The organism is Micromonospora sp. NPDC005553, assembly GCF_042871765.1.
Taxonomy (GTDB): domain Bacteria; phylum Actinomycetota; class Actinomycetes; order Mycobacteriales; family Micromonosporaceae; genus Micromonospora.
This window is the reverse complement of record NZ_JBIAJD010000001.1, coordinates 486,494-503,935: the sequence shown is the minus strand read 5'-3', so window position 1 is coordinate 503,935 and position 17,442 is coordinate 486,494. Positions and strand designations below refer to the sequence as shown.

The window sequence follows — 17,442 nt, the reverse complement described above, 5'->3', positions numbered from 1 at the left end:
GGCGCCGAGCCTTCGGCGCCACCCGACGACGGCCTGGTCAGTTGGGGTTGTTGGCGTGGGTCAGCGTCTCCCAGGCGACGAAGAGGTTGTTCGTCCCGGCCGGACGTTGTTGGAGCGTGAGGGTCTGGGTGTTGGTCATGACGTTGCCCAACCGGGTGCTCATCGCGTTGAAGCCGACCTCGGTGATCGGCCCGAGGCCCCGGGTGAGGCTGCCACCGCAGAGCCAGGAGGGTGGCGCCTCGCCGAGCTGGTAGCGCGAGTGGAAGCCCAGCGCCTGGCGCAGCCGCTCACCCACCTGCGGGTACAGGTCCCGTCCCTGGATCCGGGAGGTCTCCGCGACGTGCGAGATGGCGGAGATCCCGTACCCGGTGTGGACGAAGTCGCGGCAGGTCTCCTGGGCGAGGCCGGCGACGAAGGTGGACTGGCCCTGCCAGTAGCCGATGATCTCCGCGCTGGTGTCCAGGCCGCTGCCGGGCATCGTGTACGGCAACGCGCCGTCGCTGGGCAGGTAGATGAAGGCCCGGGTGCGGTTGAGGAAGCGGGTGACCGCCGCGTCGTAGGCGCTCCGGTCGTCCAGGAAGACGGCGATGCCGACTGCGGCCTCCATCATGGTCAGTTCCCAGTTGCCGTTGCTGTTCGAGCCGTTGCGCACCACCGGCAGGTAGACGTTGCGCAGCATGGTGGCGAAGCGGTTGGCGTTGGGCCAACTCGTGTACGTGTACTTGATGATCTCGGCCGCCCGGGGCCAGACCGAGGCGGCCCAGCCGGTCTGCAACGGGCCGTTGCTGCCGGTGTGTGCGGTGATCGTCGCCGACCAGGCATCCATGATCTGGATCGACTTCTGCGCGTACCGGGCGTCCCCGGTGACGTACCAGGCGAGCGCGTCGGTGTACGCCGCGATCGCGTCCTCCCGCTCGTCGGTGCAGCCGTTGTTCGGGTTCGAGTAGGAACCACACTCGACCACCGAACGGGGCGCCGGGGTGCGCGACAGGGAGGCGTACCGGCTGCCCATCATCTGGCTGTAGGCCGACGCCCACGGCTGCGCGCCGGCCTGCACCCGGCCGCGGACGAAGTCGAGCTGACCCCGGCTGACCAGCACACCGGGGTGCGTGAAACCGCCGGACGGGGGCGGTGTGGTGCCGCCGCCGGTGGGCAGCGTCCAGGTCTGGTTGGCGGTGCCGGTGCAGCTCCAGATCTGCAGCGGGGTGCCATCGGCGGAACTCTGGCCGGTCGCGTCTAGGCACTTGCCCGAGGTCGGGTTGACCAGTTGCCCGGCGTTGGGCGACCACTGCTGCGCCCCGGTGCCGTTGCAGTCGTAGATCTGCACCCGGGCGCCGTTGGCGGTGCTGGCGGCGGCGATGTCCAGGCACTTGCCCAGCGCCCGGATCGTGCCGTCGTCGCCGACCGTCCACTGTTGCGCGGTGGAGCCGTTGCAGGTGAAGAGCTGGACTGCGGTGTTGTTGGCCGAGCTCGCGGCGGCCACGTCGACGCACTTGCCGCCGTACCCGGTGATGGTGCCCGTCGCGGCCGCCACGGCGGGCGATGCGCCGACGACCAGACCGGTCGGTACGGCGAGCAGGGCCGCGGCGAGCGCGGAGATCAGTCTGATGCGGGGGTGGCGGGGCGTGAGCCCGGCCGATCGTCGCGCCATGTGGGGGTCCTTCCGGGGCGGCGAAACAACTGTAAAGTGTGTTAATCATTACAGTCATACAGGCCGATATCAATGTCTTCGTCGCCCCGGATGCCGTTACGGGTGCATGGACGCACCCTTGAGCACCTTGTCCACCACGTTGCGCGGCGCGTGCAGCGCCAGGCCCACCAGGTCGAGCTTCTCCCGTCCGACCGCCTGGACGGCGGCCCGGTTGTCCCGGTCGTTGCCCGTGGCGAACAGCTCGGAGGTGAAGATCGCCAGCCGCAGGCCACGAGCGAGGCCGCGCGAGTGCGCGCCGACCAACGTCGCCCGGTCCCCGGCGAAGACCAGCACCGGCTGACCGAACATCGGCAGGTAGCCGGTGCCGTCCGCGTCGCGGTACTCCTCGCCGACCAGCTCCGGCAGCGTGCTCGCGATGCCGCTGACCAGGAAGGCGGTGACGTTCAGCCGTTGCCAGCCCGCCAGGTCGTTGCGGAGCAGCACGGCGATCTTGGTGGGAAAGCGGATCGGTTCGGTCATGGCGTCGAGCCTGCCCGCCCGAACACCTACCGGTCTTGTACGTTCTTAGCGTGACCACCCGCCCGGCGGGCTCGCACGTCAGCGCGTGGCGACCCGCGGTAGCCGGGGTCGCCGAGGTCTTCCACGCCCATTTCGTCGACCACGCCTACCCCCGGCACATCCACGAGGTGTGGACGCTGTTGATCGTCGACGACGGCGCGGTCCGCTTCGACCTGGACCGGCACCGGCACGGCGCGCTGCGCACGTCGGTCACCCTCCTGCCGCCGTACGTGCCGCACGACGGCAGATCCGCCACACCCGACGGCTTCCGCAAGCGGGTCCTGTACCTCGACACCTCGGCGCTCGACGCCGAGCTGATCGGGCGGGCCGTCGACGAGCCGGACCTGGCCGATCCGCGGCTGCGCGACCAGGTCCACCACCTGCACCAGGCGCTCGCCACACCCGGCGACGAGTTCGAGGCCGAGAGCCGGCTCGCGTTCATCCTGGACCGGCTCCGCCGCCAGCTCCGCCAGCGCTGCCCGGTCGGTGTCCAGCCGGCCGGACACGGCCTCGCGGTGCGCCTACGAGAGCTGCTGGACGCCCGGACCGTCGAGGGCGTCACCCTTCGGGAGGCCGCGGAACTGCTGCACGCCCACCCGACCCACCTGGTCCGGGCGTTCACCCAGGCGCACGGCGTGCCACCGCACACGTACCTGACCGGCCGCCGGGTCGAGCTGGCCCGTCGCCTGCTCCTCGCCGGGCAGCGGCCCGTCGAGACCGCCGTCGCGGCCGGGTTCTTCGACCAGGCGCACCTGACCCGCCACTTTCGGCGCTACCTGGGGGTCAGCCCAGCCCGCTACCCCCGCCCGCGCCGATCGCGTTCAGACGAGCTGGCCGCCGATGACGGCGAGCAGGCGCAGCTTCTCGTCGCTCGGCGACCCGGGTACGGCGGTGAAGACCAACAGTGTCTGTGACTGGTCGGGATCCACCAGCGTCTGGCAGTGCAGCTCCAACGCCCCGACCTCCGGGTGCACGAAGTGCTTGGGCGGGCAGTAGCCGGCGGGCACCGGGTGCTCCCGCCAGAGCTGCGCGAACTCCGGGCTCCTGGCCAACAGGTCGTCGACGAGCGCGGCGGCCCGTGAGCCGCGCCCGTCACGGGTGTACGCCGCGTGCAGGTGCGCCACGAGCAGGCGACTCTGTGTCTGGTGATCCTGCGCCGGGTGCAGCTGCCGTGCCGTCGGGTCGGTGAACCAGCGGTGGTGCGCGCTGCGCGCCAAACCGGTGTACCTGGTCTCGTCACCGAGCAGGGCGACGGCCGGCGCGGTCTGCGCCAGGGTCTCGCCGAGGTGGTTCACCACCTGGGCCGGGGTGTCGTGCATCCGGTCGAGGATGCGCATCATTCCCGGGTTCACGTGGTCGGCCCGCACCGCCCGGCGCGGAACGGCGTGACCGGCGAGCTGGAACAGGTGATCCCGTTCGGCGAGGGAGAGCCGCAGGCCCCGGGCCAGGGCGGCGAGCATCTGCTCCGAGGGGTGCGGCCCGCGCTGCTGCTCCAACCGGCTGTAGTAGTCGGTGGACATCCCGCTCAACGTGGCGACTTCCTCACGCCGCAGCCCTCCGGTGCGCCGACGAGGGCCCCGGGGCAACCCCACGTCCTCGGGCTGCAGGGCCTCCCGGCGGGTACGCAGGAAGCTCGCGAGTTGGGCGCGGTCCACGGGTGTCTCCGATCGGTGGGTGCCGGCGAATCGACAGGCACATCGAGTGCAACAGACCAGCCCCGCCCCGGTGTTCCGCCCCACCCCAAGATCGCACTCCCGCCCGCGCCCTGCGCCCGCGCCTGCGCCCAAGATCGCACTAAATCCTGGTTGTAGTGGTGTGCGGGGCGATCGAGGCCACTACATCCACGATCCAGCACGATCTCGGTGCGGTGCGGTGCGGTGCGGGGCGGTGCGGGGCGGGGCGGGTGTTCGGGTCCCGATGTCGACCGACAGGCGTGGGTCGGGGCCGTCTGGGGCGGTCAGCTCGCCGCAGCATCTCGGCCGCCCGCCGCCCCGATCCCGCGCGGCCACCGACGCGAAGAGGGCGGCATCGCCGGCTACGCAGGGGCACCATCTCGCGGCCGTGCCGGCTGATTGCCACCCCGACGTCCGGCCACAGTCCCGACGGCCGATCGGATACGCGGCCGGTCCGTCACGAAATCCGGCGGCGAATCGTCACAGAGGGCGGTTAGTCTTCCTCCGCGCGTCGTCGTCCTGGCACGTCGCGCCCCGCGCCCGGTTGGCGCGGCATCGCCGCCACCGCCCACCGTCGGCCGGCTCAATCGACTTCAGGAGAGTTAGTGACACAGCAATCTCTCGCGACATCGGACAAACTCGACGCCGCGGTACTCAAGGTGGCCGGCGTCGTGGTCCTTGGCGCGATCATGTCGATCCTCGACGTGACGGTGGTCAGCGTGGCGCTGCCCAAATTCCAGAGCGAGTTCGACGCGTCCTACGCCCGCGTCGCCTGGACCATGACCGCCTACACCCTGGCTCTCGCCACCGTGATCCCGCTCAGCGGGTGGGCGGCGGACCGGTTCGGCACCAAGCGGCTCTACATGGTGGCGCTGACCCTGTTCACGATCGGGTCGGGGCTCTGCGCCATGGCCGACACGATCGGCGAGCTGATCGGTTACCGGGTCCTGCAGGGCCTCGGTGGCGGCATGCTCATGCCGTTGGGCATGACCATCATGACCCGGGCGGCCGGTCCGCACCGGATCGGTCGGTTGATGGCCGTCCTCGGCATCCCGATGCTTCTGGGGCCGATCGGCGGCCCGATCCTCGGTGGTTGGCTGATCGACACCGCGAGCTGGCACTGGATCTTCTTGATCAACCTGCCGATCGGCCTGATCGCCCTTATCTACGCGCAGTTCGCGCTGCCGAAGGACGCGCCCGAGCCGTCCGAGTCGTTCGACTTCGTCGGCATGCTCATGCTCTCGCCGGGTCTCGCGCTGTTCCTCTACGGCGTCTCGTCCCTGCCGGAGGCGGGCACCTTCGCCGAGGCCAAGGTCTGGGCCCCGATGCTGGTCGGCGGCGCGCTGGTGGTGGCGTTCGTGCTCTACTCGTTCAAGCCCCGGCACCCGCTGCTCGACCTGCGGCTGTTCCGCAACCGCAGTCTGACCATCGCGTCGGTGACGATGTTCGTGTTCATCATCGCGTTCATGGGCGCCGGCCTGCTGTTCCCGAGCTACTTCCTGCAGGTGCGCGGTGAATCGACGCTGGCCGCCGGCCTGCTGATGGCCCCGCAGGGCATCGGCGCGATGATCACCATGCCGATCGCCGGCACGTTGGCCGACCGGGTGCCGATCGGGCGTACCGTCCCGTTCGCGCTGGGGCTCATCGTCGTCGGGTTCTTCGGCTTCACCCAGGTCGACCCGCAGACCTCGTACTGGCTGCTCGGCGGTTCGCTGTTCGTGATGGGTCTGGGCATGGGCGGCACGATGATGCCGATCATGACGTCGGCACTGCGGACATTGTCGGCCAACGACGTGGCGCGCGGCTCGACGCTGGTCAACATCCTCCAGCAGATCGGCGGCTCGGTCGGTGCCGCCGTGATGTCGGTGATCCTCACCAACGAGTTGAACGGTTCCCGGCCGATCCCCGGCCTGGTGGACGAGAGCGGCAAGCCGGTCACCGAGGCCGGGCTGGCCATCGCCTCCCAGCAGCGGCCGGAGCTGCTTCAGCAGATGCCGGTGGACCCGTCGCTCATCGAGCGCGGGCTCGACTTCGCCGCCAAGTCGTTCGCCAGCACGTTCTGGGTCGCCTTCGCGCTGGTAGTGCTCACGATCATCCCGGCGGCGTTCCTGCCGCGCCGACGTCAGCCGGCGCAGCTCGACGACCCGCAGGGCGAGCAGGTCAGGACGCCCGTCGTCATCCACTGACCGACCCCGCCGCGCTCGTCACCCCACTCCGGTGCCGAGCGCGGCGGTACGGCGTCAGCGCAACGGACCGTCGCCGGGCCCGTCCGGGTCCTCGACCAGGTGGATCGCCGCTTCCTCCGCGCTGGCGGCACCCGCGTCGATGCCGGCGTCCCACGCCACCGACTCGGCCTCGTCGTCTTCTCGAACGCCCTCGTCGTAGGCGACGAGACGGCCGGCGCGTGCCTCCGCCTCGTACCCCCGGCGGGTCAGCTCGTCCTCGTCGTCGCCACCCTCGGCGTACGGGTCCACATCCGGCACCTCCTGGGCGAGGTGCTGCTCCAGGGACTCACCCGCCCGCGCCTCGGCCGGCGTGGTGCCGAACCGGTTTGCCGCCGTCCAGTGGTCCTCGGCGATGATGCCGGTGTCGAGGGGGTCGCCGACCCGGTCGTCGTCGAGGGTGTCGGAGGCGTCCAGCACCCCGTCGTCCTCGGCCACGTTCCACTCGTCGACGGAATCCATCCGTTCGGTCTGGCTCACGGCGGTCTCCTCTTCGTCACGGTGCAGCAAAGCGATCAGCTTATGACCGTGCAACGCACCCGCACCCCGAGGTCTGCCCGCTGTGACGAACGGACCTCGGGACGGGCGGCACCGCTGTGGGTCAACGCTTCAGCAGCTCCGCCACGGCGTCGGTGAACTCCGCCGGCTGCTCGATGTGCGCGAAGTGTCCGCTTCGCTCCAGCGTCACCAGTCGCGAGTCCGGAAGCCCTGCGTGCAACTGCTCGGCCCAGCGAGGGCCACAGATGAAGTCGTACGCCCCGACGATCACCACGACGGGCACTGTGATCTCACCGAGGTTTTCCCGCACGTCGAAGGGCGTGGGGTCCTGCGCGCCGGCCGGCGTCGCCCAGATCCGGACAGCCGCCTGAAACGGGGCGAACTCGTCCTGTCGGTCCCAGAAGTCCGCGAAGTACACCGGCAGGGCGGCCCGCAGTGCGGCCCCCAACGACTCGTCGTCCGTCGCGCCGCCGATCTGCGCGAAGGCGGCCGGGACCGCCGCCGCCTCCGGCCGGTCCGGGTGCCGCTGCGGGTAGGCGGCGAGGCCGGCCATGGCCTCGCCCCAGAACTCGGCGCCGGTGACGGGTGAGGTGTCGTACAGGGCGAGGCCGGCGATCCGGTCCGGGTGGGCGAGCGCGTAGCGCTGGACGACGAAGCCACCGTGCGAGTGACCGAGGAGGTACACCCGGTCTTCGCCGAGGTGCTCGACGACGGCGTGCAGGAACCGGACATACGTGTCGAGACGGTAATCGTCGGCGTTGTCGAGCTGCCCCGACGCGCCAGTGCCCACCGGCTCGACGTAGACCATCGTGAAGTGCGTCTCAAGGCTGGGCGTCCGCAGGTACGCCCATTCGATGCCCGGGCCGCCGGAGTGCGCCACGCAGACCGGACCGGTGCCGGCGACGTGGTAGACCTGCCGAACGCCATCCACTGTGAACGTGTGGGCACCGGGTGCGAGGGCGCTGACGTCGTGGCTGGTGAAACCCATGAACTATCTCCCGATCCGAGACCCGCGCGGCGTCCGCCGACACGGCAACTGGTGCATGACGCAGACCAGATGCGCGGGTCGCGGGGAAAGTTCGCTCGGTCGGAGGAAGTTTTCAGGCCAGCGCGGGGAGGGGGTGGAAGAGGGTGAGTTGGCGTACGCGGCCCTCGCGCAGCACCTGCAACCACAGTGCCGCGGGTGGGCAGTGTTCCGGGTCGTCGGGTGGGCTGATCAGGTCGGTTTCCCAGATCAGCACGTCGCCGCTGCCCACCACGCTGCGCAGCCGCTGACGTACCCCGGCGGCCAGGTCGCGGTCCATGCCGTTGATCGCCAGGTCACGGCCACCGCGTGGGCCGCCAGGCACGATCATCTCGGCGTCCGGCCACCAGCTCTCGCGGACCACCCGCTCGAAGTCGCCGCCCATCGCCGTGGTGATCATGTCGCGGCCCGCCCGCCACCGCGAGTCGTTCGAGGCGGCGACGTCCGTGTGCGCGGCGTCCGCCGCCGTCCGCAGGCCGCCGGCGAGCGCCCGGCGGGCGTGGCTGAGGCGGCTGCGGACGGTGCCGACCGGCACGCCACACACGGCCGCGATCTGCTCGTACGAGGACGCGTCGCTGAAGTACCGCAGCAGGGTGACGAGCCGGTCAGGTTCGGACAGTTGCCCGATGGAGTGCCACACCCAGTCGCGCATCGCGGCCCGGTCCAGCGCCTCCTCCGGGGTGGGTGTGTCGGCGGGGCGGGTGAACCACTCGGGTTCGGCGACCGGGAGGGCTCTGGGCCCGCGCAACGCCATCCTGCTGTTGTTGCGGACGATGGCTCGCAACCAGGGGCCGACAGCGCTCGGGTCGCGGACCTCGCCGATGCGACGCAGGGCGACGACCATCGTGTCCTGCACCGCGTCCTCGGCGTCCGGCCCGTAACCGAGGACGCTCAGCGCGACGGCCCGCATCCCGGCCTCGTGCCGGGCCAGCAGCGCCCCCAGCGCAGCCGCGTCTCCCGCCTGCGCGAGTACGACAAGCTCCCCGTCGCTCTGCGTCACGCCCAGTTCCTCCCCGAAACACCTGTTCTGAACGCTTGTGCTCCATCAAGCGTACGGCGGACCGGCGTGCCGTTGCCCCGGGCCGCCGGCCGTCCTACGCTGCGGGCGATCTGGCGGCGCGGGTCGCCCGCGAGCCGATCTGCCGCAGGTGCGCGAGCAGCTCGGGAGGCTCGTGCACCTCCATGTCGCAACCGAGAGTCAGCAGACGCCACGCCAGCCACTCCAGGGTGTCGGCGTCGCTGCGTAACCGGCACGAGGTCGCGTCGATCGGCTCCAGATCGACGCCGGTGCCGCCGAGCGGGCCCGCCATCCGTTCGATCGGCGCGTGCAGCGTGACCACCGCCCGGTAGACGGGCGTCAGCTCAAGCAGCTTCTCCGTCATGAACGAGGCGGCGTCGGAGGCCGGCAGTGGCCGGGCGGTGACCCGGATCCCGGTGGGCCGCAGGTCGGTGATCCGGTCGAGCCGGAAGATCCGCCAGTCGTCGCGGTCGTTGTCGTAGCCCACCAGATACCAGCGCCGACCCGCCGACACCAGCTTGTACGGCTCGACGAGCCGTTGGGTGTCCACGCCGTCGCGACTGCGGTAGGTGAACCGCAGCTGCTCACGATTGTTGACGGCGGCGGCCAGCGCGCTCAGGTGGTCCGGGTCGACAGTCGGTCGGTCCCAGGTGAGCAGCGGTTCGGTGGCCGCTCCCAGGGCGCTGACGCGGTGCCGCAGCCGGGACGGCAGCACCTGTTCGAGCTTCGCCAGCGCCCGTACCGAGGCCTCCTCGATGCCGGCCACCGCGTGACCGGCGGCGGTGCGCAGACCGACAGCTATTGCCACGGCCTCGTCGTCGTCGAGCAGCAGCGGCGGCATCGCCTTGCCGGCGACCAGGCGGTACCCGCCGATCGCGCCCATCGTCGCCTGCACCGGGTAGCCGAGGTCGCGCAATCGCTCCACGTCGCGGCGGATGGTGCGCAGGCTGACGCCGAGGCGGGTGGCCAACTCGCTGCCGGGCCACTCGCGGGGCGTCTGCAACAGCGACAGCAGGCCCAGCAGTCGGGCGGGGGTGTCGGACATGATTCCAGAATGCCAGCGATGTGTGCCAGAAGCTGTCCTATATGAGCCGTAGCGTTCCCGGCATGACGCCCTTTCGCATCGACATTCCGCAGGCGGACCTCGACGACCTGCGTGACCGGCTCTCCCGAACCCGGTGGCCCCGCTCGTTGCCCGGCACCGGCTGGAGCCGTGGGGTGCCGGTGACGTACCTGCGCGAGCTGACCGAGTACTGGGCGAATGGATACGACTGGCGGGCCCACGAGGCGCGCCTGAACGACTTCCCCCAGCTCGTCACCGAGATCGACGGCTTGGAGGTGCATGTGCTGCACGTCCGCTCGCCGGAGCCGGACGCGCTGCCGTTGTTGCTGACACATGGCTGGCCGAACTCCGTGGTCGAGTTCACCGAGCTGATTGGCCCGCTGTCCGACCCACGCGCTCACGGCGGGGATCCCGCGCAGGCGTTCCACGTGGTCGTGCCGTCGGTGCCCGGCTACGGTTTCTCGCAGGCGCCGCCGGCCGGGTTCACCATCGACCGACTCGCCCGGATGTGGGTCGAGCTGATGGCCCGCCTCGGCTACCACCGTTACGGCACCCAGGGCGGCGACCTCGGTGCGTACATCGCGCCACGGGTGGCAGCGGTGGCGCCGGAGCAGGTCGTCGGCGTGCACATCGACGGCGGGTTCGGCTTCCCGACCGCCGCCGACGTGCCGGACATGAGCGCGGCGGAACGTGCCGAGTGGGAGCAGATGCAGCAGTGGATGGGCGGTGGCGTCGACCATCACGCGCTGCTGCGGGCAGCGCCGCAGACCCTCTCGTACGCCTGGAACGACTCGCCGGTCGGGCTGCTGGCCTGGATGATGCAGAAGTTCAAGGAGTTCACCATGACGGTGCCGACGCCGGAGCAGGCCATCGACCTGGACCATCTGCTCACCAATGTGAGCCTCTACTGGTTCACCGGCACGTCGGGAACGTCGTCGTGGCCCATGTACGAGCGACTCACCGTCGCCGACGATGGCGGTTTCGCCTGGCCGACGGGCCAGCGACGGGTGCCGTCCGGTGTGTACGGCGGCGGCTCCGCGCTGATGCGCCGCCTCGCCGAGCGAGACAACACGATCGTCCACTGGCCGGAGGGCAACCCGGGCAGCCACTTCGTGGCGATGGACGAACCGCTGGCGCACGCGGCGGACATCCGCGCGTTCTTCGAGGGCCTGCGATGATCGAGCTGAGCTGGGCGCAGGTGTCCGCCCGACGACTGGCGCGGCACCGGCTCTGCGCGCCGGCGGCGGACGCGGCACCGGACGCCGGAGGCGTCGCCGACGTGGTGTCGGCGATGTGCGGCGCGCACGCCCAGATCGCGTCGGCCGCCGAGCTGTCCATCGGGCTGCGGGTGCCGGGCGCGACCCGTGCCCTGGTACGACGGGCACTGTGGACGGACCGCACACTGGTCAAGACCCGTGGGCCACGCGGGACCGTACACCTGCTCGCCGCGGCGGACCTGCCGATGTGGGTCGGGGCGCTGACCGCGTTGCCGGCACCGTCCTGGGATCAGAATGTGTCCCTGCTGACGCCCCGGCAGACCGAGCAGGTCCTCGCGGCCATCGCCGACGCGGTCGCCGAGGCCGACCTGACCACCGCCGAGCTGACCGAGGAGATCGTCGCCCGTACCGGCCCGTGGGCGGGCGACCTGGTGATGGAGGCGTTCCAGGACAAATGGCCCAGGTGGATCGCCGCGATGACCGCCGCCACCCGGGGCGGAGTGGTCTGCTTCGGCCCGAATCGCGGTCGGGCCAGCACGTACACCAGCCCGACCCGGTGGCTGCCCGACTTCGCGCCGATGCCCGGTCCCGCCGCACTTGCCGCCCTCGTCCGCAGCTACCTCTACGCGTACGGGCCGGCCACCCCGGCGCAGTTCGCCCGGTGGCTGGCAGTGGCGCCGGGGTGGGCGACGTCGCTGTTCGACTCGCTGGACCTGACCGAGGTGACGGTGGAGGGCACCCGGGCCTGGGTGGCCGCCGACGACACCGTCTTCCCCGACGACGGGCCGTCCGGGTTGCGGCTGCTGCCGTACTTCGACGCGTACGCGGTCGGCTGCCACCCCCGCGAACGGCTCTACCCCTGCGCTGCTGCCGAGCGGGCGCTCAACGGTGGCCAGGCCGGCAACTACCCGGTGCTGCTGATGGACGGCGTGGTCGCCGGTGTGTGGCATCAACGCCGATCCGGGCGCTTGATCCACGTCACAGTCGAGCCGCTGCGGACGCTCGGCGCCGCCCGGCAGCGCGCGCTGGGGGAGGAGGTCGACCGGGTCGGCGAGATCCTGGAGGGTAAGGCGTCGCTGACCATCGGCACCGTCAGCGTTGGTCCGCACGCCTGAGACCACGCCGGCCTGCCGCCTGGGCCAGGATGAGAGCGTGCATCCCGAACCGGTCGACCACGCGCCCCGGCAGGCGTTCCCCTGGGCGGTCCTGCGGCAGCGCTGGGAGGACCTCACCTTCCTGCACTGGGCCGTCGCTCCGGCCCTCGTCGCGCCGTTGCTGCCCGCCGGCACCCGTCCGGACATCGTGGACGGGGTCAGCTACGTGGGCCTGATCGGTTTTCGGATGGTCGGGCTGGGCTTCGGCCGTGGCCCGGGGGTGCCGTACTTCGGCACCTTCGCAGAGACCAACGTCCGCCTCTACTCCGTCGACGACGCCGGCCGACGAGCGGTCGTGTTCCGGTCGCTCGACGCGTCCCGCCTGGTGCCGGTGCTGGTGGCGCGGGCGACGCTGCGCCTGCCGTACCTCTGGTCGTCGATGCGGTTGGATCGCGACGGCGACCGTCGCTCCTACCGTTGCCGGCGGCGTTGGCCGGGGCCGGCGGGCGCGACGAGCCGGATGGTGGTGCGGGTGGGGGAGCGGGTCGTCGAGCCGACCCCGCTCGAACACTTCGTCACCGCCCGCTGGGGGCTGCACACCCGGGCGTACGGGCGCACACTGCACCTGCCGAACTGGCATCCGAGCTGGCCACTGCACCGGGCCGAGGTGCTGCACCTGGATGACGAGTTGGTCGCCGCCGCCGGGCTGCCGGCACCGGTCGGGCCGCCGGTCAGCGTGCTCTACTCGCCAGGTGTCGGGGTCCGGTTCGGCCCGCCGGTGGCGGCCCGGCCGCGTGGTGCCGGGCCGCCGGAGTCTCAGTAGCGGCCACCCTCGGGTGCGGGCAGCGCGTCCAGGTCGGCCAGGTCCTCGGCGCTGAGCCGCACGTCGGCGGCCGCGCAGTTGTCCACCAGGTACTTCGGGGTCTTGGTGCCGGGGATCGGGATGACCTGGTCACCCTGGGCGACCACCCACGCGAGGGCGACCTGCGCGGGGCTGAAGCCGGCCCGGTCGGCGATCTCTCGGACCCGGGCCACGATGGCGAGGTTGGCGCGCAGCGCGTCCTGCTGGAAGCGCGGCAGGCCGCGCCGGAAGTCGTCGGCGGGCAGGTCGTCGAACGAGGTGAACCGCCCGGCGAGAAAACCGCGACCGAGTGGGGAGAACGGCAGGAAGGCGATGCTCTGCTCGGCGCAGTACGGCAACACCTCGGTCAACGGGTCTCGCGTCCACAGTGACAGCTCGGACTGCACCGAGGCCACCGGGTGCACCGCCTGGGCCCGCACGATCTGCGCGACAGTCACCTCGGACAGCCCGATCTGCCGGGCCTTGCCCGCCGCGACGACCTCGGCCATCGCACCCCAGGACTCCTCGATGGGCACCTCCGGGTCGACCCGGTGCAGCTGGTAGAGGTCGACGTGGTCGGTGCCGAGCCGGCGCAGGCTCTCGTCGATCGCCTCGCGGATGTGCTCCGGGCGGCCGTTGTTGCCGATCTTCGGTGAGTTGCCGGGGCCGCCGGTGGGTGAGGTGGCCACCAGGCCGACCTTCGTGGCCAGCACGGCCCGCTCCCGGTGCCCGCCGGCCAGCGCTCGCCCGACCAGCTCCTCGTTGGTGTACGGCCCGTACACGTCCGACGTGTCGATCAGCGTCGCGCCCAGGTCCAGTGCCTGTCGGATGACGGAGATCGACGTGTCGTCGTCGCGAGGGCCGGTGATGTCGTAGCCGTGGCTCATGCCCATGCAGCCGAGGCCGATGACGCCGACCTCGGGTCCGGTGCTGCCCAGCGTGGTGGTTCGCATGCGCCCACGCTACGACCGGAGCGGCGGACCCGCACCCGCCGTGGCGGGCACAGCCGCTCCCCGGGGTACGTGACGACACTCACCGGAAGTGGACTCGGGAGTCCGGTACGGTGGACGTTAAGCGGACCCACGAGTCCGGATGTGATCGACAGTGACCCACGAGGAGCCCCATGAAACCGGTACTGATCAGCGACGCCCTGCGCGCGGTGGTCTTCGAGCCGACGCGCGACCTGACCGAGGCGCTCGACGAGTTCTACGCCCCCGACTACACCCACCGCAGCGACGGCGAGACCCTCGACCGGGCCGGATTCGTCGAGATGGTGACCCAGGTGCGGGGTCAGATCGTCAGCGGCACCGTGCGGGTCCTCGACGAGCTGCGCGACGGTCTCCGCTACGCCGAACGACACGTCTTCGAGATCACCATGGTCGACGGGTCGACCGCCAAGCGGGAGATCGCCATCTTCGGGTCGTACGCCGAGGACGGTCGGTTCCGCCACCTCAGCGAAACGGGCTTCGACCTGCCCGCCTGACCCACCTCGACGACCAGAAACAGGAGAGAGCCATGCCCCGCCTCACCGACCCCGACCCGAACGCGATTCCCGCCGACGTCCGCGACTTCCTGTCCGCCCTGCCGCCCGATCCGATGGTCAAGATGATGACCCACTCGGTCGGCACCGTGAAGCTCTTCATCCAGCTCGCGAGGGCGCAGTTCACCTCGTTGGAGCTGCCCGCCCGCTCGCGGGAGTTGGTCATCCTGACGGTGGCCGAGTACGCGGGGTGCGAGTTCGTGGCAGCCCAGCACGGCCCGATGTCCGAGGCGGCCGGCGTCGACCAGCGCACTCGCGAGATCATCAGCAGCCGGGACACCGACAACCCGGACCTGCCGGCGTACGACCGGACGCTTATCCGGTTCGCCGCCGAGGTGGTGCGGTCACCACGCGTTTCCGATGACCTCTTCGACCAGGTGCGGCACATCCTCAGCGAGCGCGAGATCGTGGAGGTGCTCCAGGTGATCGGCTACTACTGGTCGTTCGGCCGGGTGGCCACGGTGCTCAACGTCGAACTCACCACCGTGTACGGCGACGAGCCGCTGCTGACCGACGAGACCGAGCGGGCAGACTGAGGCCATGACCCCGCCGACGCCGAGCGACCCGGAGACTCCCCATCGGCGTCTGGACGCCCGTCGCAACCAGGAGCGGGTCATCACCGCCGCCCGGGAGCTCTTCACCGAGCAGGGCCTCCAGGTGACGGTGCCGCAGGTGGCTGAGCGGGCCGGAGTGGGACGCGCGACGGTCTACCGCAGCTACCCCAGCAAGGATGACCTGATCGTCGCGGTCGTCCAGCGGCAGTTCCAGGAGTTGGAGCAGCGCATCCGGGCGGCGCTCGACGGCGCCGACGCGTACCGGGAGTGGTGTTCCTTCGTGCCCGACCTGTTCGGACGCCTCGCCCGCGACCGGGTCCTCGCCGACGCGTTCTTCGAGGGCAGGCTGGTGCCCGCCGCGCGCATCCTGGCCCTGATCGGGCAGCTGGTGGCGGCAGCCCGAGCGTCCGGCAGGATCCGCCCGGACGCCGGCGAGCAGGACATCCGGGTGATCCTCTGCGGAGCGGTCCGGCAGCTCATCGTGCTCGACGAGCGCGACCCGGCGGTGTGGCGCCGGTACGCCGACCTCGTGCTCAACGCCCTGCGCCCCTGACGGCGTCGTTGGACGGCTACATCGCGGACGCGTCCCACGGTGGCTTCGAGTACCTCTTCCAGTGGTATGCGAAACGGCGACGTCGAGACGCCGACGGCCGACCCCGAGCTGACCTTTCGGACTTCCGCCACGAGCGCCCGGCACCTGCGGGCCCTCACCGAGCGCACCGGGGCGCTCGTCGTCGGCCGGCGGCTCTTCGACATCGCCCGGCACTATCGCCGCCCAGGTCGTCGAGGCCGGCCTGCTCGACGAGGTGCACGTCGACCTTGTCCCGGTCCTGCTCGGTGCCGGCGTCCCGCTCTTCGCCGACCTGAAGATCGCCCCACTTCAGCTGGACGGACCGTTCAGCGTCGTCGAGGGCGACGGCGTCACCCACCTGGCCTACCGGGTACGTCGAGCCTCCTGAGCGCTGCGGGGACCGGCCTGATCGGGGCCGGGCCTGGTGTGGGACGCCGGTGCTGATCCCTCCGGCCACTGCTCCCACCTTGCTCCCATAGTCATTGATCGATATTGTGCGCCCAGGCGCCGCCCCGCCTCAGACCACCACCGTCGATCCGAAGCGGGTTCAGCATGCGCGCACTGAGACTTGTCACGACTCTGGCCATCGCCGGCCTGCTCGCCGGGGCGGTGGCGATGGTCGCCACCCCGGCCAGCGCGGCGAGCGCCGTGTTCTCCGTGACCAACAAATGGGGCAACGGCTACCAGGGGCAGGTCACCGTCACCAACAACACCTCCGCCCAGATCACCAGTTGGCGGGTCGAGTTCGACCTGCCGGCCGGCACGAGCATCAACCAGTCGTGGAACGCCGAGCAGACGACCTCAGGCAGCCACCACACCTTCACGAACGTGGTGTGGAACGGCACTCTGGGTGCCGGCGCGTCGACGTCGTTCGGCTTCCTTGCCAACGGCACCGGCACCCCGCTCAACTGCACTGTGAACGGCGCGTCCTGCGGCGGTGGCACGCCCCCGACCACCACGCCGCCCACCACGCCGCCCCCGACCACCCCGCCACCCACCACGCCGCCGCCGACCACCGGCACGCCGGTCGAGCGGCACGGGCAACTGCGGGTCTGCGGCACGACGATGTGCGACAAGAACGGCGCGCGGGTGCAGCTACGGGGCATCAGCAGCATGTGGCTCAACTGGGAAACCGCCCCGTACGCCGAGAACCCCTCCGCGCTGCGCTGGATGCGGGACAACTGGAACCTCCAGGTGATCCGCGCGGCCATGGGGGTGGAGCCGGCGGGGGCGTACCTCAGCGACCCGAACAAGGCCCGCGTGCAGGTGGAGACCATCATCAACAACGCGGTCACCGCCGGGGTCTACGTGATCGTCGACTGGCACGCGCACGAGGCGCAGAACAACCAGTCCCAGGCGGTGGCGTTCTTCGGTGACCTGGCCCGCCGGTACGGCCACCTGCCCAACGTCATCTGGGAGCCCTACAACGAGCCACTCCAGGTCAGCTGGACCAACGTCATCAAGCCGTACCACCAGGCCGTGGTGTCCGCGATCCGCGCCGCCGACCCGGACAACATCGTCGTGCTCGGCACCCCGACCTGGTCACAGGACGTGGACGTCGCGGCGGCCAGCCCGGTCACCGGCACCAACCTGATGTACACCCTGCACTTCTACTCCTGCACGCACGGGGCGTCGCTGCGCGCCAAGGGCGACGCGGCGATCCGTGCGGGTCTGGCGCTGTTCGTCACGGAGTGGGGGGCCAGCAACGCCGATGGCGGTCTCGACGGCCGGGCCTGCCTGCCGGAGGCGCAGTCCTGGATCGACTGGATGAAGGCGAACGGCGTCTCCTGGACGGCCTGGAAGCTCGACGTCGGCACCGACACCACCAACCTGCTCAGCCCGGGAGCGCCGGTGACCGGTGGGTGGACCAACTACCTGCACGGCCACGCGCCATTCGTGGTGGCCAACATGAGGTGAC

Annotated in this window: 18 protein-coding genes; 10 read left to right on the top strand and 8 right to left on the bottom strand. The window is 70.9% G+C overall.

All coding sequences use genetic code 11. The features are described from left to right. Window positions 1–37: 37 nt before the first annotated feature. Window positions 38–1,651, bottom strand: coding sequence for a ricin-type beta-trefoil lectin domain protein (locus tag ACFYPG_RS02420; protein WP_387349700.1), 1,614 nt, complete (start codon window positions 1,649–1,651; stop codon window positions 38–40). 96 nt (window positions 1,652–1,747) lie between these two features. Continuing rightward, the gene (locus ACFYPG_RS02415) at window positions 1,748–2,170 is read right to left on the bottom strand and encodes a DUF2000 domain-containing protein (protein WP_357207495.1); all 423 of its coding nucleotides are present in this window, start codon (window positions 2,168–2,170) and stop codon (window positions 1,748–1,750) included. Between the two features lie 50 nt (window positions 2,171–2,220). Between ACFYPG_RS02415 and ACFYPG_RS02410 the strand changes: the two genes are divergently transcribed. Then, complete coding sequence (locus ACFYPG_RS02410; RefSeq protein ID WP_387349696.1) at window positions 2,221–3,123, top strand: AraC family transcriptional regulator; 903 nt, start codon at window positions 2,221–2,223, stop codon at window positions 3,121–3,123. Here ACFYPG_RS02410 and ACFYPG_RS02405 read toward each other — a convergent pair. After that, window positions 3,031–3,864, bottom strand: a complete 834-nt coding sequence (locus ACFYPG_RS02405; protein ID WP_355006615.1) for a helix-turn-helix transcriptional regulator — start codon at window positions 3,862–3,864, stop codon at window positions 3,031–3,033. The genes ACFYPG_RS02410 and ACFYPG_RS02405 overlap by 93 nt on opposite strands. Before the next feature lie 623 nt (window positions 3,865–4,487). On the opposite strand from ACFYPG_RS02405, the gene ACFYPG_RS02400 reads away from it, so the two are divergent. Further along, window positions 4,488–6,068, top strand: a complete 1,581-nt coding sequence (locus ACFYPG_RS02400; RefSeq protein ID WP_387349694.1) for a DHA2 family efflux MFS transporter permease subunit — start codon at window positions 4,488–4,490, stop codon at window positions 6,066–6,068. A 54-nt stretch (window positions 6,069–6,122) separates the two neighbouring features. Here the strand turns inward: ACFYPG_RS02400 and ACFYPG_RS02395 are convergent, their stop codons facing one another. The 4 genes from ACFYPG_RS02395 to ACFYPG_RS02380 all read right to left on the bottom strand — a co-directional run bounded on the left by ACFYPG_RS02395 (window position 6,123) and on the right by ACFYPG_RS02380 (window position 9,689). Continuing rightward, the gene (locus ACFYPG_RS02395) at window positions 6,123–6,584 is read right to left on the bottom strand and encodes a DUF5709 domain-containing protein (RefSeq protein WP_355006617.1); all 462 of its coding nucleotides are present in this window, start codon (window positions 6,582–6,584) and stop codon (window positions 6,123–6,125) included. Window positions 6,585–6,705: 121 nt separating this feature from the next. Beyond that, window positions 6,706–7,590, bottom strand: coding sequence for an alpha/beta fold hydrolase (locus tag ACFYPG_RS02390; protein ID WP_387349692.1), 885 nt, complete (start codon window positions 7,588–7,590; stop codon window positions 6,706–6,708). A 112-nt stretch (window positions 7,591–7,702) separates the two neighbouring features. Further along, entirely contained in the window at window positions 7,703–8,626 is a 924-nt protein-coding gene (locus ACFYPG_RS02385; RefSeq protein WP_355006619.1) for a sigma-70 family RNA polymerase sigma factor, read from the bottom strand. A gap of 94 nt (window positions 8,627–8,720) precedes the next feature. Beyond that, a complete protein-coding gene (locus tag ACFYPG_RS02380) occupies window positions 8,721–9,689 on the bottom strand; it encodes a helix-turn-helix transcriptional regulator (protein WP_387349691.1) in 969 nt (322 codons plus the stop codon). 62 nt (window positions 9,690–9,751) lie between these two features. On the opposite strand from ACFYPG_RS02380, the gene ACFYPG_RS02375 reads away from it, so the two are divergent. The 3 genes from ACFYPG_RS02375 to ACFYPG_RS02365 are packed head-to-tail and all read left to right on the top strand — an operon-like array spanning window position 9,752 to window position 12,841. After that, complete coding sequence (locus ACFYPG_RS02375) at window positions 9,752–10,885, top strand: epoxide hydrolase family protein (protein ID WP_387349690.1); 1,134 nt, start codon at window positions 9,752–9,754, stop codon at window positions 10,883–10,885. Beyond that, complete coding sequence (locus ACFYPG_RS02370) at window positions 10,882–12,039, top strand: winged helix DNA-binding domain-containing protein (protein ID WP_387349689.1); 1,158 nt, start codon at window positions 10,882–10,884, stop codon at window positions 12,037–12,039. The genes ACFYPG_RS02375 and ACFYPG_RS02370 overlap by 4 nt, the downstream gene beginning before the upstream one ends. 37 nt (window positions 12,040–12,076) lie before the next feature. Beyond that, a complete protein-coding gene (locus ACFYPG_RS02365; RefSeq protein ID WP_387349687.1) occupies window positions 12,077–12,841 on the top strand; it encodes a YqjF family protein in 765 nt (254 codons plus the stop codon). Here ACFYPG_RS02365 and ACFYPG_RS02360 read toward each other — a convergent pair. Continuing rightward, on the bottom strand, window positions 12,835–13,812 hold the full coding sequence (locus ACFYPG_RS02360; RefSeq protein WP_387349685.1) for an aldo/keto reductase: 978 nt from the start codon (window positions 13,810–13,812) through the stop codon (window positions 12,835–12,837). The genes ACFYPG_RS02365 and ACFYPG_RS02360 overlap by 7 nt on opposite strands. Window positions 13,813–13,982: 170 nt before the next feature. Between ACFYPG_RS02360 and ACFYPG_RS02355 the strand changes: the two genes are divergently transcribed. The 5 genes from ACFYPG_RS02355 (at window position 13,983) to ACFYPG_RS02335 (ending at window position 17,441) form a co-directional block, all read left to right on the top strand. Continuing rightward, on the top strand, window positions 13,983–14,342 hold the full coding sequence (locus ACFYPG_RS02355; RefSeq protein ID WP_387349683.1) for a hypothetical protein: 360 nt from the start codon (window positions 13,983–13,985) through the stop codon (window positions 14,340–14,342). A gap of 32 nt (window positions 14,343–14,374) precedes the next feature. Then, the gene (locus ACFYPG_RS02350) at window positions 14,375–14,935 is read left to right on the top strand and encodes a carboxymuconolactone decarboxylase family protein (protein WP_387349681.1); all 561 of its coding nucleotides are present in this window, start codon (window positions 14,375–14,377) and stop codon (window positions 14,933–14,935) included. Window positions 14,936–14,939: 4 nt separating this feature from the next. Next, on the top strand, window positions 14,940–15,506 hold the full coding sequence (locus ACFYPG_RS02345) for a TetR/AcrR family transcriptional regulator (protein ID WP_387349680.1): 567 nt from the start codon (window positions 14,940–14,942) through the stop codon (window positions 15,504–15,506). A 253-nt stretch (window positions 15,507–15,759) separates the two neighbouring features. Continuing rightward, window positions 15,760–15,912: a hypothetical protein gene (locus ACFYPG_RS02340; protein ID WP_387349678.1), complete on the top strand. Its 153-nt coding sequence runs from the start codon at window positions 15,760–15,762 to the stop codon at window positions 15,910–15,912. 164 nt (window positions 15,913–16,076) lie between these two features. Then, window positions 16,077–17,441: a cellulase family glycosylhydrolase gene (locus tag ACFYPG_RS02335; RefSeq protein ID WP_387349676.1), complete on the top strand. Its 1,365-nt coding sequence runs from the start codon at window positions 16,077–16,079 to the stop codon at window positions 17,439–17,441. Window position 17,442: the final 1 nt, after the last annotated feature.

Excerpts from the sequence above, each read along its gene's own strand:
- ACFYPG_RS02420 (WP_387349700.1), bottom strand. The coding sequence starts at position 1,651 with ATGGCGCGACGATCGGCCGGGCTCACGCCCCGCCACCCCCGCATCAGA.
- ACFYPG_RS02415 (WP_357207495.1), bottom strand. The coding sequence starts at position 2,170 with ATGACCGAACCGATCCGCTTTCCCACCAAGATCGCCGTGCTGCTCCGC.
- ACFYPG_RS02390 (WP_387349692.1), bottom strand. The coding sequence starts at position 7,590 with ATGGGTTTCACCAGCCACGACGTCAGCGCCCTCGCACCCGGTGCCCAC.
- ACFYPG_RS02380 (WP_387349691.1), bottom strand. The coding sequence starts at position 9,689 with ATGTCCGACACCCCCGCCCGACTGCTGGGCCTGCTGTCGCTGTTGCAG.
- ACFYPG_RS02375 (WP_387349690.1), top strand. The coding sequence starts at position 9,752 with ATGACGCCCTTTCGCATCGACATTCCGCAGGCGGACCTCGACGACCTG.
- ACFYPG_RS02370 (WP_387349689.1), top strand. The coding sequence starts at position 10,882 with ATGATCGAGCTGAGCTGGGCGCAGGTGTCCGCCCGACGACTGGCGCGG.
- ACFYPG_RS02360 (WP_387349685.1), bottom strand. The coding sequence starts at position 13,812 with ATGCGAACCACCACGCTGGGCAGCACCGGACCCGAGGTCGGCGTCATC.
- ACFYPG_RS02355 (WP_387349683.1), top strand. The coding sequence starts at position 13,983 with ATGAAACCGGTACTGATCAGCGACGCCCTGCGCGCGGTGGTCTTCGAG.
- ACFYPG_RS02350 (WP_387349681.1), top strand. The coding sequence starts at position 14,375 with ATGCCCCGCCTCACCGACCCCGACCCGAACGCGATTCCCGCCGACGTC.
- ACFYPG_RS02345 (WP_387349680.1), top strand. The coding sequence starts at position 14,940 with ATGACCCCGCCGACGCCGAGCGACCCGGAGACTCCCCATCGGCGTCTG.
- ACFYPG_RS02335 (WP_387349676.1), top strand. The coding sequence starts at position 16,077 with ATGCGCGCACTGAGACTTGTCACGACTCTGGCCATCGCCGGCCTGCTC.